Source organism: Cohnella sp. (assembly GCF_041640265.1).
Taxonomy (GTDB): Bacteria; Bacillota; Bacilli; order Paenibacillales; family Paenibacillaceae; genus Cohnella.
The window spans coordinates 150,051-164,567 of the sequence record NZ_JBEQAP010000002.1; the positions used below are offsets into that span (position 1 = coordinate 150,051).

The 14,517-nt window shown below is 45.6% G+C and carries 13 protein-coding genes; 12 read left to right on the plus strand and 1 reads right to left on the minus strand.

The genetic code is table 11. The annotated features are described in order from the left end of the window. Positions 1–3: 3 nt before the first annotated feature. Entirely contained in the window at positions 4–726 is a 723-nt protein-coding gene (locus ACESLK_RS02565; RefSeq protein WP_372661753.1) for a response regulator transcription factor, read from the minus strand. A gap of 263 nt (positions 727–989) precedes the next feature. On the opposite strand from ACESLK_RS02565, the gene ACESLK_RS02570 reads away from it, so the two are divergent. From ACESLK_RS02570 to ACESLK_RS02625, 12 genes are all read left to right on the plus strand, one after another. Further along, positions 990–1,802, plus strand: coding sequence for a sugar phosphate isomerase/epimerase family protein (locus ACESLK_RS02570; protein ID WP_372661756.1), 813 nt, complete (start codon positions 990–992; stop codon positions 1,800–1,802). 38 nt (positions 1,803–1,840) lie between these two features. Continuing rightward, the gene (locus ACESLK_RS02575; RefSeq protein WP_372661759.1) at positions 1,841–2,803 is read left to right on the plus strand and encodes a 2-hydroxyacid dehydrogenase; all 963 of its coding nucleotides are present in this window, start codon (positions 1,841–1,843) and stop codon (positions 2,801–2,803) included. 22 nt (positions 2,804–2,825) lie between these two features. Beyond that, positions 2,826–4,190: an ABC transporter substrate-binding protein gene (locus ACESLK_RS02580; RefSeq protein WP_372661763.1), complete on the plus strand. Its 1,365-nt coding sequence runs from the start codon at positions 2,826–2,828 to the stop codon at positions 4,188–4,190. A gap of 24 nt (positions 4,191–4,214) precedes the next feature. Further along, positions 4,215–5,126, plus strand: coding sequence for a carbohydrate ABC transporter permease (locus ACESLK_RS02585; RefSeq protein ID WP_372661766.1), 912 nt, complete (start codon positions 4,215–4,217; stop codon positions 5,124–5,126). After that, positions 5,126–5,959 (plus strand): carbohydrate ABC transporter permease, encoded by an 834-nt coding sequence (locus ACESLK_RS02590; RefSeq protein WP_372661769.1) that lies wholly within the window; start codon positions 5,126–5,128, stop codon positions 5,957–5,959. The genes ACESLK_RS02585 and ACESLK_RS02590 overlap by 1 nt, the downstream gene beginning before the upstream one ends. A 29-nt stretch (positions 5,960–5,988) precedes the next feature. After that, a complete protein-coding gene (locus ACESLK_RS02595) occupies positions 5,989–6,759 on the plus strand; it encodes a hypothetical protein (RefSeq protein ID WP_372661772.1) in 771 nt (256 codons plus the stop codon). Positions 6,760–6,800: 41 nt separating this feature from the next. Next, positions 6,801–7,745 carry a sugar phosphate isomerase/epimerase family protein gene (locus tag ACESLK_RS02600; protein ID WP_372661775.1) on the plus strand — a complete coding sequence of 315 codons (945 nt, stop codon included), beginning with the start codon at positions 6,801–6,803 and terminating at the stop codon, positions 7,743–7,745. 254 nt (positions 7,746–7,999) lie between these two features. Beyond that, complete coding sequence (locus ACESLK_RS02605) at positions 8,000–9,346, plus strand: ABC transporter substrate-binding protein (RefSeq protein WP_372661778.1); 1,347 nt, start codon at positions 8,000–8,002, stop codon at positions 9,344–9,346. 74 nt (positions 9,347–9,420) lie between these two features. Continuing rightward, positions 9,421–10,305, plus strand: a complete 885-nt coding sequence (locus tag ACESLK_RS02610; RefSeq protein WP_372661781.1) for a carbohydrate ABC transporter permease — start codon at positions 9,421–9,423, stop codon at positions 10,303–10,305. Then, entirely contained in the window at positions 10,298–11,116 is an 819-nt protein-coding gene (locus ACESLK_RS02615) for a carbohydrate ABC transporter permease (RefSeq protein ID WP_372661783.1), read from the plus strand. Before ACESLK_RS02610 ends, ACESLK_RS02615 begins: the two co-directional genes overlap by 8 nt. Before the next feature lie 43 nt (positions 11,117–11,159). After that, on the plus strand, positions 11,160–12,911 hold the full coding sequence (locus tag ACESLK_RS02620) for a sensor histidine kinase (RefSeq protein ID WP_372661786.1): 1,752 nt from the start codon (positions 11,160–11,162) through the stop codon (positions 12,909–12,911). Beyond that, on the plus strand, positions 12,886–14,502 hold the full coding sequence (locus ACESLK_RS02625) for a response regulator transcription factor (RefSeq protein WP_372661789.1): 1,617 nt from the start codon (positions 12,886–12,888) through the stop codon (positions 14,500–14,502). Before ACESLK_RS02620 ends, ACESLK_RS02625 begins: the two co-directional genes overlap by 26 nt. The last annotated feature ends 15 nt before the right edge of the window (positions 14,503–14,517 follow it).

Sequence of the window (14,517 nt, forward strand, 5' to 3'; positions counted from 1 at the left end):
AAGTTACTCGCTTCTCGCTTCACGCGGCGACTTTCCGTAGTATTTACGGAATGCTCGAGTGAAATTATTGGAGTTGGCATAGCCGACAAGCTCGCTCACTTGATAGATCTTGTACTGGAAGTCATCAAGAAGTTCTTTCGCTTTCTTCATTCGTTCAGCCAGTAAAAAATCAGAGTAATTTTGACCGGTTTTTTCTTTAAAAAACTTACTGAGATATTGGGGGGTCATAAATACTTGCTCGGCAGCGCCTTCCAAACTAGCCGTGGGAAGATTCTTGTCTATATATTGACGAACGGCTGATATTAGCTTGTTTTCTATGGTAGAGGATTCCACTGATCTCTTAACAGTCCCGTTGCTTAATTCATCGCTAAGCGCTTTGAAAATCTCAACCAGCTCGTCGTATTTGGTGGGTTTAATAATGTAATTTTTTACACCGTATATGATGGCTTTTTGTGCATATTCGAATTCCTTATGACCGCTTAGAAACACGACTTTGACAGGTAAGCGCTTTCGAAAAATCTCAGAAGCTAATTCCACGCCGTTCATTACAGGCATTTTAATATCGCTAAGCACCACATCTATGTGTTCATTTTCCATAATAGAAAGAGCGTCTGATCCATTCTCTGCTTCGCCCGCAATTTCAAACCCGATTTCTTGCCAGGGGAAATAGTTACGCAATCCGATTCGGGTTTCCTTTTCATCGTCAACGATCAAAAGCTTATACAATAGAGCTCCCTCCTTGTATCGAATCTTGATGTCTATTAAAAGTATAACAGCTTTTAATGTAAAGAATAAGGGTGGCAGCTGAAATATTAAGTTTAGCTATTTAATAGCAAGAAAGGATACCTTTTGTCGAAGATGATAGTAAAGAAACCTAATTAGTGATACTTAATCGCAAACCAAAGCTCTATTTATTGTCTAATGTAAGCGCTATTATTTAGTCAGCAACAATGGAATCGCCATCACATAATAGAATGGGGTGAAGAAACATGGGGATGAAGTTTGGATGTCATGGCTACACTTGGCAATTGTCATATGAGACACAGTCGGACAATTTGACTCATATTATGGATGTCATTTCAGACAGTGGTTTCAAAGGCTTGGATACGCAGGTAGTGATGTTAGGAAGATTTCACAATCACCCGACACTTCTCAAGGAAGAGCTGCATAAACGCAATCTCGAGCTCGCGGCGTTAACTCTTTCCTTGCACTGGCTTAATGAAGAGGAGACGGACGCGGAGCGAAGCGCAGCGGATTACTTTGTAGAATATCTCAGACACTTCCCCAATGCGCTGCTCAATGTTGTCCAGATGCCGGGAAATAATCGCGAGCAATTACAGCTAAGACAGCGTAATGTTCTGAATTGTGTCAATTCTCTTGCTAGAAGAGCGGCAGACAAGGGTGTTGTCACCGCTTTCCATCCCAATTCTCCGCCAGGCTCGGTTTTCAGAAATATCGAGGATTATAAAATCATGTTCGAAGGCTTAGATACGAATGTGATCGGGTATACCCCAGATGCCGGCCATATTGCATGCGGGGGCATGGATGTAGCGGAAATATTCGAAACCTACAGACCGCTTATCAAACACGTCCACTTTAAAGATGCTTCTGCGGATTATGTATGGAAGGCGATGGGAGATGGTGTGATCGATTTCCCGCGTATCGTTCGAAACCTGCGAGATACGAATTATAATGGATGGATCATGGTTGAGGAAGAATCCGAGAAAGCGGTAGCCGACCCGGATGGTGCTATGATGGAAAATAGCAGCTATGTAAGGGAGCAATTAATACCCATCATCTAACAAGCTGGCTTAATGGATGATTGAAGGGGATATAAAAAATGAAATATAAAGTGGTCTTAACAGGTGAAACCTGGCCAGCGCCATTCGCAAAGCTTAAGGAACATTGTGATGTGCAGCTATGGGAAGGATCCGGTCCCATTCCGCGGGAGCTTTTATTGGAATATCTCCAAGATGCGGATGGTTTGTTGAGTGTCAGCCACGGAATAAAAGTGGACGAGGAGCTGTTAAGCGCTGCTCCTAAGCTGCGAGTTGTATCGCAGTCCGGTGTCGGTTATGACAATATTGATGTCGCGGCTTGTACTAAGAAAGGGATTCCCTTCGGCAACACCCCGGGAGTACTGGTTGAAGCAACGGCTGATCTCACGTTCGGCATCCTATTGTCGGCTATGCGCCAAATTCATTTAGGCTGGAACCTAGTGAAATCAGGCCAATGGCGCGAAGTGATGGGTACAGATCTTTATGGGAAGACGCTTGGCATCTATGGGTTGGGGGATATTGGAACCGCGGTAGCGAAGAGAGCGAAGGCCAGCGGAATGAATATCATCTATCATAATCGCAATCGGAAGCAAGACGACGATCAGTTGGGAGCAAGATATGTTTCCTTCGATGGATTACTGGATGAAGCCGACTGTATTGTCGTGTTAGTTCCTTTATCCGATCAGAGTAGAGGGATGTTTGGAAAGGAACAGTTCAAACGAATGAAGGCTACGGCTTATTTTGTAAACGCTTCAAGAGGGCCGGTTGTAAATACGGATGATCTGTATGATGCCTTGAAAAATAGAAAAATCGCTTATGCGGCATTAGATGTAACAGATCCAGAGCCTCTGCCTGGTGATCATCCACTGTTATCGTTGCCTAATATTCTAGTAACGCCTCATATCGGAAGCGCGACGGTTGAGACGCGTAATCGAATGGCAATGTTAGCTGTTGACAACCTGCTAGCCGGCCTCGCGAAGAAACCGCTGCTAACCTGCGTGAATCCATCTGTAAACTATAAATAATATCCTAAGGGGAGATTGAAGAATGCTTAAGAGCTCTAGTAAGCTGACAAAATTAGGTTTAATCCTGCTGCTTGCCCTTACAACAATGTTATCCGCTTGTTCCGGATCGAATTCGGCTGATACGAATAAGGAAACAACGAATAATGAAACGTCCAGTCAGAACAAAGACGAGAAAGTAGCGCTTCGTTTCTCTTGGTGGGGCGGCGAGACTAGGCATAAGGCAACACTGGCAGCGATTGATATGTACATGAAAGAGAATCCGAATGTCACAATAGAAGCGGAATATGGGACGTTCGACGGCTATTATCAGAAGCTTCAAACACAGCTGTTCAGTAATACAGCTCCCGATCTTATCCAACTCGATTATCTATGGATCAATGATTTGGTCAGTCAAGCTGACTTGTTCGTAGATATGTATACGTTAAAAGATACGATAGATCTAAGCGAGTTCGATGAACAGTTTTTGAAAGATTGGGCGATAATTAACGACCAGCTTCAAGGAGCCCCAACCGGCATGAATGCACTTACAGCTATCGTAAACAAAACGTTTATGGAAAGCGAAGGCATTCCTATGCATGAGAAATGGAGCTGGGAGCAAATCATGGCGGAAGGGGCGAAGCTGCATCAAAAAAATCCGAAAAATTACTTGATCAATTCGGATTTAGCGACGCTCACCGAGAAAATAGTTCCTTCCTACCACAGTCAGTTGACAGGCAAGTACCTTGTTAATGGAGACTACACACTGGGTTTCGATCAACAATCGATGACCGATACCTTTGCTTTCATCAGAACTTTGTATGATGAAGGGGTGCTTCAGCCGTTAGGAGAGAGCGCGTTATTCAATGCTAAAACCGAGCAGAATCCCAAGTGGATTAATGGCCAATCTGCAATGACCATTGCCAATGTGGCAGATATTCCGAAGCATCGGGGTACGGCTGTAAACTTTGATATTACAACAACACTGTTCCCGATTAAGGAAAACAGTAAATCCACGGGTATTAATGCAAGACCTTCGCAGCTGATAGGCATTAACAAAAACTCGAAGCATGTTGAAGAATCTGCCAAGTTTCTAAATTGGTTCTTATCGAATAAAGAGGCTACCTTAACCTTGGGCGTGGAGCGTTCAATTCCAGTTAAGCCATCGGCGCAAAAGCTGCTGCTTGAGAACAATCAGCTCGATCAGGTCGTTGCAACCTCCTTAGAGACGGCTCTGGCAAACGGAGCATCAGCGCCAAGCTTTATTAATAATAATCAGGAATTGCTTAAAATATCCAATGAGGTCATTGAGAAAGTCGCTTTTGGTAAATTGACGCCGGAAGCAGCTGCACAAGAAATGATAGGACGTTATGAGGCTAAATTGAAAGAAATCATGGCAAATACAAAATAAATTGTTTTAGTTAGGGTGGCAGCTATGAATAAATTAGGGAATGTTATCAGGAGCTCTGAGAACCGACAATGGATAGGATTGGTATATGTAATTCCATTCATCATTGGGCTGCTGGTATTCAAGATGTATCCGTTCCTGGCCTCATTCTACTACTCATTTACTGATTTTAGCTTATTGAGGCCCGAAAAGTTTGTTGGACTGAGCAATTACAAATATATGTTTACGCAAGATCCCTTGTTTTTCCCGGCACTCAAAGCTACTTTTCTGTATACATTGTTTGCCGTACCTGGAAAACTCGCATTTGCGCTTCTGATCGCCGTTATTCTTAATATGAATGTGAAATATATTTCGGTATACCGAACGTTATACTACCTTCCGTCTATATTAGGCGGAAGTGTAGCGATCGCTGTCTTATGGCGTTCCATGTTCACGGTAGATGGTGTTGTTAATCAATTTATTACTAGCGTGGGAATACCGGCTATCGATTGGTTTGGAATACCTTCTCTAGCTTTGATTTCAATCAGTCTGCTTTCCATCTGGCAGTTTGGATCTTCGATGGTGCTCTTCTTAGCCGGACTTAAGCAAGTGCCCAATGATTTATACGAAGCGGGCACGATTGACGGGGCATCTAAGTTTCGCATGTTTTTCAGCATTACTTTTCCTTTGCTCACACCGATTTTGTTTTTCAATCTGATTATGCAGACGGTTACTGCGTTTCAGGAGTTCACTGCAGCATTTCTCATCACGAATGGCGGGCCTTTGAACAGCACCTATTTGTTTGGATTGAAGCTCTATCAAGACGCCTTCTTGTATTCCAAAATGGGTTATGCGTCAGCGCTCTCCTGGATCTTGTTCCTATGCATTATGTTGTTTACGGTTATCGCTTTCAAATCCCAGAAATATTGGACTCATTACGATGATGGAGGGAAATTCTGATGACAACTCTGGATCGTGTGAGCAGGCTAAGCTTTCTAACCGTATTTGGTATTGTTCTAATTTATCCGATCATTTGGATGATAAGTGCGTCATTCAAGCCGCTGCCCGAGATTTTCTCGACGGTAAATCTGATTCCCTCCAAATTCGTAATTACTTCTTACATCAATGGTTGGAAAGGGACTGGACAGTTCGGATTTAGCACCTTCTTTTTCAATACGTTTTTACTGGTAGTGCCGACAGTGATCGCGACCGTGGTATCCAGTCTACTCGTGGCATATGGATTTGCCCGCTTTCGGTTTCCGATGAAAAACGTGCTTTTCTCCATGATGATTGCGACTTTAATGCTTCCTAATGCCGTTATCATTATTCCGAGTTATTTACTGTTTCGCAACTTTGGCTGGCTGGACACCTATTGGACGTTTATTATTCCGGCAGCCTTTGCGACTTATCCCTTCTTTATCTTCATGCTGGTTCAGTTTTTCCGTGGCTTACCGCGTGAGCTCGATGAATCAGCGGTCGTAGACGGCTGCAATTCATTTAAGATTTTAACCCATATTTTGCTGCCTCTATGCAAGCCGGCTATCGTATCCGCTGCGTTATTTCAGTTTATCTGGACATGGAACGATTTCTTCAATTCTCTCATTTATATTAATAGTGTAAAAAAATACCCCATTTCCTTGGGGCTGCGAATGTCGCTCGATAACTCCTCTATTTCCAACTGGGATCAGGTGATGGCCATGTCGGTCCTATCCGTTCTCCCATGCTTGCTGATTTTCTTCTTTGCGCAGCGTTATTTTGTTGAGGGAATTGCGACAACAGGTATTAAAGGCTAACAGACGTTATTGGATGGAGGATAAAACTCATGAAACCGCCTATTTTTATAGCCGCTTCGGTATATGGTGCCGATTTGGTACAGAAGCATGGCCAATCTTATTTTGCTCAATTAGCGGCACGATCGGGGGCAACCGGATTTGAAGTTCGCCGAGAGCTTTTTGTTGAAGAAGAACCTCCTCTTGAAGAGCTTAAAGAAGTGTTGAGGATGAACTTTCTAGCTTCCGCTATATCCGCTCCCGTAGAAATATGGTCGACTGAAGGGGAATTAAATGAACGGGAACTATTTCAAACGCTAGTGGAAGGCGAGCGGCTAGGGGTATCTTACGTGAAAACGACTCTTGGAACTTATGTTCCAGGAAAGTCGAGTCTCGAAGAGCTCTTGAATTGTATGGAAAGAGCCAACTATTTAAATTCTCCCATTCATTTAACTGTAGAGAATGATCAGAGTAATCACGGAGGCAATGCAACTATATTACGCGGATTTTTCGAGGATTGCGCCAAGGCTGGAATTCCTATCCGTATGACGTTCGATGTAGGAAACTGGCTTTGGGCTGGTGAGGATATTTGCAAAGCTGCTGAAACACTTGCCGACTACGTTGTATATGTACACTTTAAGTGGGCAGAGGAACGAAACGGCTCTAAAGCGGCCGCACCGTTATCTGTTGATGAACATGCACAATGGAGAGCTGTGCTGCCCTATTTTTCTAATGAAATCCCGCGGGTGATTGAATTTCCGATCATGGGTGAGGATTTGGAGCAACTGACGAGGAAGTATACGCAGCTGCTAGTGACGGCCTAAGGAATCTGTTTATTTGATAAATAGAATGTGAGGGAGCCCTATTGCAAAACTATGAACAAAAGAGTGCAAAAATTAAACAAATGTTCCAAGTATTAAAACAAAACCACCCGGAACGCCTTAAGAAGAGATTAAACCTTTCGTGGAGTAATTGGGGATTCGGCGTTGAATCGTTGGTTGAAACTGCGAAGCGGTTAAATAAAAATAACATAAAGTACATCGAGCTGCATGGAAACCATTATGGTCCCGATTTGGGATATAGTCCCCATGAAGCAAATCTGATCTTGCAGGACTGGGGTATTGAAGTGTCTGGTGTTTGCGGAATGTTCTCGAAAGAAAATGACCTTTCGAGCAACATCGCAATCCACCGACAAGCTGCGATTGATTATATCCGCCGGGAAACCGAATTTACAGCTGCTGTAAGAGGTCAATATTTATTGGTAGTGCCGGCAGCTGTAGGAAGGCCTCAGAAATATGATGATATGGAGTGGACTAGAAGCGTAGAAACTCTCCACAATGTCGCAGAGGAATTCTGTAAATGGAATATCAAAGCTGCAATCGAGCCTATAAGAGCCGCTGAAACATCTCTTGTTCATTCCATTTCTGATGCTCAAGCCTATATTAAAGAGGTAGATCATCCTGGTATTCAGCATATCAATGGAGACATTTATCATATGCAGGTTGAGGAAAGCCATATCGGTGAAGCTATAATGCAAGCAGGGAGCCAATTAGTAAACCTGCATTTAGCTGATAGTAATCGCGGAGCTTTAGGCAATGGGCATATGGATCTGGATACAATCATCATGGCGCTTTATTTAATAGGATTTAATCAAGAAGGAAGATTTGTTACGCCGGAGCCGCTAGGCCCGGGAGGGGACCCTTACCCAGCTATGTATGGCAGACCTAATAAAGAAACCCTTGACCTCTTAGTCAGCCAAACCGCGACCTATTTCAGAGAAAGAGAAGCTAAATTACTAGAAACCGAATAGGCATTATCCTTTAATAAGATAGATTCCTTCTGCTGCGTACAGTGGTCGGGACCTATCTTTATTTATTATTGAAATCCATCTGAAAATAGACATAATAGATCTAGGCAAAACGGGTCATCCTTTTTGGATGGGGGTGAGAAACACCTTAATCCTTAGTTATCGATCTTTAGTTTTAGTTATATAAACCTTCCTCCCGTTTAACTATGATGAATATAGAAAGCGTATCCACATTCGTTCCAAATGGAGGGTCAAGGATGAACAATTATCGAAAACGTTGGTTAGGCACCGGAACGGCTGTCATGCTGGCTGCAGCATTACTTGCAGGTTGCGGGAGCAATACAAATAACACTGTAAGTGACCCAAGTAAAAGCGCGTCACCGCCAGCAAGTGCGGCAAAACCTTTTGAAGGCAAGACCATAAATCTAGTTACGGCGAACCACCCTTGGGGCGATGCAATCAAACCGCTGCTTCCCGAGTTTGAGGCCGCTACGGGTATGAAGGTGAATGTACAGGGATATTTTGAAGATCAATTGACCCAGAAGCTTACCGTACAGTTCACAGCCGGATCCGAAACGCCGGATGTGTTCATGTATCGTCCGTTGCAGGAGGGCAAGCTGTTCTACAAAAACGGTTGGGTGCAAGCCTTAGACGAATATGTGAACAAAGACACTGAATATGATTTCGCGGATTTCTCCAAATCGGCGGTCGGTACTGCGACCGTTGACGGCAAAATTGCTGGTATTCCAATCATTACGGAGCAGGAAATCTTATATTACCGCAAGGATCTATTGGAACAAGCCGGTATACCAGTACCGAAAACGATTGATGAATTAGTTGCCGCGGCTAAGCAGCTTCATGATCCCGGCAAAGAAATGTACGGTTTCGTAGCCCGCGGACAGCGCTCTCCGCTCGTCACGCAAGTCTCTTCGTTCTTATATTCCGAAGGCGGAGATTTCTTGAATGGAGACAAGGCGGCCATCAACACACCCGAGGCAGTTAAGGCCTTTACGACCTACGGTACGTTGTTGAAGGATTACGGCCCTCCGGGAGTGCTGAATATGTCTTGGCCGCAAGCGTTCGGTATTTTCGGGCAAGGCAAGGTCGCTTTCTTAACCGACGCGAACTCGCTCTATAAGAACTTGACGGACAAGGAAAAATCGCAAGTCGCCGACAAAGTGGGCTTCGCAGCGTTCCCTGCCGGAGCTGGCGGATCCAAGCCCTATAATATTACCTCCTGGGGGTTGGCTATCAATACGAGATCGGTTGACAAGGACGCTGCTTGGGAATTCATCAAGTGGGCGACAAGTAAGGAAATCGTGCTGAAAACCCAAGAGAAAGGCAATCCGGGAGCGCGATCTTCCGTATGGGATAACCCGCAGGGAACAACAGGATTCCCGCCGGAATTAGTCACCGTTATTAAAGAAAGCGTTAAGGGCGGAATCGACCATGATCGTCCGACCGTAATCAATGTCGGGGAAGCTCGCGATGCGGTAGGAGAAATTGTTCAGAAGGTCATCACGGGAGAGACTGACATTCAAGCTGTAGCCGACAAGGCAAATGAAGCTTTGCAAGGCGTTATTGATAAGGATTTAAATAAATAAAGGCTGAATGGCCTAACCAATCAAAAGGGTCATTTATGACCCTTTTGATTTATACAGGAGAAAGGAGAGTCCATATGCAATACAACTGGTTTGACCGTAATTTGAAATGGATATATGTACTGCCCGCTGTGGCGTTCGTCTTGCTTATGATGCTATTCCCGATTTTGTATACCGTTCGGATCAGTTTCTTTGAATGGAGCATGTCTGCAATCACTCCTCCGAAGTGGGTCGGGTTGGAAAACTACATGACTTTATTACAAGATGACAGGTTCTGGAAGGCAGTGCGCTCGACCCTGTATTTCACCTTTGTGGCGCTTGTCGTTGAGGTGGTATTGGGGGTGGCGATCGCCTTGTTGCTCTCGCGCGAGTTCCGCGGGAAAAACTTCGTCAAAACCATTTTCCTGCTGCCGATGGTGGCAACGCCGGTCGCGATGGGATTGGTATGGCTTCTGATCTACGAACCGTCAATCGGCGCTGCTAACATGATGCTGAAAACAATCGGACTCGAACCTCTGCTATGGCTGGCTTCTCCTAGTCAAGCGATTCCTTCGCTCATTATCGTGGACGTATGGCAGTGGACGCCGATGATCGCACTCATTGTCATGGCGGGCTTGGCGACGATTCCTACCGAACCCTATGAAGCAGCCGATGTTGACGGAGCGGGGAGATGGAGAAAGTTCATATCCATTACGCTGCCGCTTCTTAAGTCGACGATTCTGGTCGCGGCAATGCTGCGCTTGATCGATGTGCTCAAAACCTTCGATATTATTTACGCAACCACGCAAGGCGGACCGGATCTCGCTACCGAGACTTTGAACATTTATGGTTATGTTCTCGGTTTTCAATACTTTAAGCTTGGAATGGCTTCCTCACTCCTGGTGATGTTCTTCGCATTAGTCATGGGGTTAACCTTGTTGCTCATCTGGATGCGTAAACGAATGGAGGAGCAATATGACTAAACGCAAAAAAACGACGGCTCTCATCATGGGCGGACTAACGATAGCGGTACTGCTTTCCTTCGCTTTTCCTTTCTTCTGGATGCTGCTGGCTTCCTTCAAGACGCAGTCCCAAATTATGTCGACGGATCAGCTTTTGCTGTTTAAGCCAACGATGGACAATTACACAAGCGTATTTAAGGAACACGATTTTCTATCTTATATTCTGAACAGCCTCATTATTGGATTAGGGTCGACGTTGTTTGCTCTGTTGCTCGGGCTGCCGGCAGCATATGCCATAGCTAGACATCATCTGCATAAGCTGGGTCTTATCATACTCGTAGCCCGAATTATCCCCGGGATCACATTCCTGATTCCCTGGTTTATCTTATTCTCGAAAATTAATCTGGTAGATACCTACACCGCATTGATTCTCAGCCATATGCTTGTGGGACTGCCGTTTATCATTTGGATTATGATTTCCTTTTTCGAAGCTCTCCCCAAAGAAATCGAAGAGGCGGGCTTGATTGATGGCTGTAATCATCATCAGGTATTCATGCGAGTCATATTGCCGATTTCCGGTCCCGGTGTCATTACTGCATCGCTTCTTTCCTTTATTTTCTCTTGGAATAATTTTATGTTCTCAATCATCCTGGCGGGCGACAAGACGAAGCCGCTGCCTGTCGCGGTATTCAATTTTATGTCGTATTCGGAGATCAACTGGGGCGCGCTAATGGCTGCCGCTTGCATCATCACCCTTCCGGTGTTGATTATTGCTCTGCTCGCGCAACGATACGTAGTCAGCGGATTGGCAGCGGGTGCGGTCAAAGGGTAAAATGTAACTGTTGGCTGATGGACAGACAGAAAGGTGACATCATATGAGGTATCGGCTGAATATTTTCAATAAAATCCTTATCATAGTCATGCTTCTTCTAATTCCTATTTTGCTGCTTTACAGCTTCTCGAACCGAACGGCTAACAAGGTCATTCAGGAGGAGATTCAGTCCTCGAACTTGAACCGGCTTTCCTTTTTTCTCTATCAGATCGACTCGGCGATTGAAAATCTGTCGATGTTTCCCGTTATTCTAAGCCTTGATCCGCATATCCGGGAGTTTGTAGAGCGAAAGGAGCCCCAGTCCGGGGACACCTTAAAGGCGGAGTCCCGAATTACGGAAAAGCTCGGCCTGCAGAGCGTGTCCAGCGGCTGGTCCAATGACTTGACGCTCTTTATTCCCCGCGACCGCAAGGTGATATCCACCAATATTTATTTGCATGGGGGCGGGCGGCAAGGGTCTTGGGATGACAGCATTCATGCTTCATGGGTCTATGAGCAAGACGCATCCAGGGGGGAGCCGATAGGTACATTTATACGGGAAATTGGCGAGCCCGCGAAGGTTCACTCCTTCTCGCAGGCCAATGCCGTGTTCCAAATCCGCTTTCCAGTGCAGAACATCAGCGATTTGCTCGATGTCTCCAAGAAAGATAAACAAAGCGACCCTTTTCTATATCATCGCGATTATGATCCGATCTTGAACAGCACTTCCGCGATAATGACGGTGTCCATGATAAATGAAAATTTGCGAGGCGAAACGTTGGCAGATTCGGGCCAGCAGAGAATGGTGATCGACGGGCAGCAGATATTGGTTAGCTTCGTAAAATCACGCCAGCTCGGCTGGTACCTTGTAGATTATGTTCCCGAGCAGCGCATTTTGTCCCCGATTACGGAGTCGAGAAATTTATTCTACAGCTCGATGGGTCTCCTGCTTGTGATGAGCGTGCTGGCTTCGTTTCTCCTTTACCGGAACGTGCAAATTCCGATCAAAAATATTATCCGTAACGTGCAGCGAATGAAACGGGGAGACTTATCGGCAAGGATCGACTATCGTTCGAAGAACGAATTTCAGATATTAATTCAACGCTTCAATGAAATGGCTGAACAGATTCAGAAGCTGGTTGAGGTGGTATATGCTGAGAAAATCAGCTCCCGTGAGGCAGCCCTCAAACAATTGCAATCCCAGATCAACCCTCACTTCTTGTATAACTCCCTCTTTTTCATGATTAATTCGGCCAAAATCGAGGACAAGGATTCGGTTATCGCGATGGGGGAAAACTTGGCGGAGTATTATCGTTATACGACAAGAGTCGAGAGTCAGTACGTCATACTGAAGGACGAGATTGATCTCGTTGAGAATTACCTAAGCATCCAGAATATGCGTATGCAGAGACTGGAATACGAAATATCGGTGCCGAGGACCATGCTTACGGAGCCGGTTCCCCGTTTGATTCTGCAACCGATTGTCGAGAATGCCGTCATTCATGGAATCGAACAGCGCGTTGGCGGCGGGAGAATTACGATCACGGGCCAACAGAATGATAATTCCAATCGGATAATCGTTGAGGACAACGGTGGAGGAATGGGCGAGGAGGACCTGCAACAGCTGCGTGCGAAGCTGCAAAAGCCGATGTCTGAGGAGATCGGCTGCGGGGTTTGGAATGTGCACCACCGGCTCAGCTATCGATTCGGCGATCAGTCCGGGTTGACGTTCGAGCACGCACCCAGCGGGGGATTGAGGGTGATTCTGACTTGGATGAGGGAGGGATCTAATGGTTCAACTCTTGATAGTCGATGATGAGATTCATGTCGTGGATCGATTTTACAGCACTATCGATTGGAGAGCCGTCGGGATCGAGCAGGTGCATAAAGCCTATTCCGGACCGGAAGCGTTATCGCTTCTGGAGCAGTTTTCGATCGATATCGTGCTCACCGATATTCAAATGCCGGGAATGAGCGGGCTAGAGCTCATTGCGGAAATTCGCAGGCGCTGGCAGAAGACCAAGTGTATCCTATTATCCGGTTATTCAGAATTTAATTATGCTAAAGAGGCTATTTTGCACCAGACAGAAGACTATTTGCTTAAGCCGGTCAAAGAGAAGGAATTGTTGTCAACCATAACGCGGGTGATGGATAAGCTTCGTGCGGAATGGGAGGAGATCGTTTCCAGGCAGAGGTTAGCCAATACCCTCAAGGAAAATTTGCCCCTTCTGCGGGGAAATCTGCTGAGTGATTTGCTGCAGGGCCGACAGCTGCCGGAGGCGGCGCTTCGCGACAAAATGAAGATGTTGGGCTTCGCAGGCAGCGAAGGAAAATCATTCGAGTTGATGATGATCCGACTAGAGGACTTTCCGAACGATGATGCGAACAGCCTGTCCTTGATGGAATACGCGGTCAGCAATATCGTAGAAGAGTTGTTCGGCGAGCGTTATTACAGCTGGCACACTAAGGATACGCATGATTATTTGGTCTTTGTCATGATGGCCAAAGAAGCGGATGATGCTCAATTGGACACCGCCTGGTTCGAGCGGACGGCCTCCCTTCTTCAATCGGCTGTAAAGACGTATCTTAAGGGTAAGGTATCCGTTCTCGTAAGCGGCCGAGGATGTTTCCCGCAAAATCTCCGCGAATTCTATGATCGAACAGTATCGTCGTTTCGCAAACGGATCGGAAGCGTGCAAGAGCTGTTCATGCGTCTAGACGAGCAGCATCAGCCGGAAACAGAGGTTCAAACCCTTTACAGCTTGTACGAACCGCCCACGTTAATTCACCTTTTGGAAGCTGCCCGGTGGGACAGCATCGAAGAGAAACTGCGTACCGCCATGGAGGAGATGGAGCATAAATGCGCCGATTCAAGTGAGCATCTGCTTGAGGTCTATTTTTCCATCGCATCCTCTTATTCTTATATTGCACATAAGAATGGCCGGCCGCTAAGCCGGTTAATCGGAGAGGACTATGACAGGATGACGGACGGTACCCCGTTTCGATCTATTAAAGATCTTAAGGAGTGGGCATTCAGAGGTCTCGAGCGAATTCGTGAGGACATGGACCAGGAGACAAAATATTCGAGGGCCTCGCTGATTAACGAAATTCGCAGCTTTATCGAGCAGAACATGAATAAGGAAGTTTCCTTGCAAACGATTTCCGAGCACGTATATTTACATCCGGTTTATGTGTCCAAAATTTACAAACTAGTAACCGGTGAAAACTTAAGCGAATATATGAACCGTGTCCGGATGGAAAAGGCGGAGTTCATGCTGAAGAACAGCTCAGACAAAATTTACGAGATCGCGGCTCAACTGGGCTATCAACGGCCGCACTCGTTTAACCATGCATTTAAGAAGAGCTTAGGTATGACACCCCAGGATTATCGGGATCAATTTTCTTAAGTGAAGGAGACAATA

Bases quoted from the DNA above. Each gene is read 5' to 3' on its own strand.
- ACESLK_RS02575 (WP_372661759.1), top strand. From the start codon at position 1,841: ATGAAATATAAAGTGGTCTTAACAGGTGAAACCTGGCCAGCGCCATTC.
- ACESLK_RS02615 (WP_372661783.1), top strand. From the start codon at position 10,298: ATGACTAAACGCAAAAAAACGACGGCTCTCATCATGGGCGGACTAACG.
- ACESLK_RS02595 (WP_372661772.1), top strand. From the start codon at position 5,989: ATGAAACCGCCTATTTTTATAGCCGCTTCGGTATATGGTGCCGATTTG.
- ACESLK_RS02585 (WP_372661766.1), top strand. From the start codon at position 4,215: ATGAATAAATTAGGGAATGTTATCAGGAGCTCTGAGAACCGACAATGG.
- ACESLK_RS02610 (WP_372661781.1), top strand. From the start codon at position 9,421: ATGCAATACAACTGGTTTGACCGTAATTTGAAATGGATATATGTACTG.
- ACESLK_RS02580 (WP_372661763.1), top strand. From the start codon at position 2,826: ATGCTTAAGAGCTCTAGTAAGCTGACAAAATTAGGTTTAATCCTGCTG.
- ACESLK_RS02620 (WP_372661786.1), top strand. From the start codon at position 11,160: ATGAGGTATCGGCTGAATATTTTCAATAAAATCCTTATCATAGTCATG.
- ACESLK_RS02570 (WP_372661756.1), top strand. From the start codon at position 990: ATGGGGATGAAGTTTGGATGTCATGGCTACACTTGGCAATTGTCATAT.
- ACESLK_RS02590 (WP_372661769.1), top strand. From the start codon at position 5,126: ATGACAACTCTGGATCGTGTGAGCAGGCTAAGCTTTCTAACCGTATTT.
- ACESLK_RS02625 (WP_372661789.1), top strand. From the start codon at position 12,886: ATGGTTCAACTCTTGATAGTCGATGATGAGATTCATGTCGTGGATCGA.
- ACESLK_RS02605 (WP_372661778.1), top strand. From the start codon at position 8,000: ATGAACAATTATCGAAAACGTTGGTTAGGCACCGGAACGGCTGTCATG.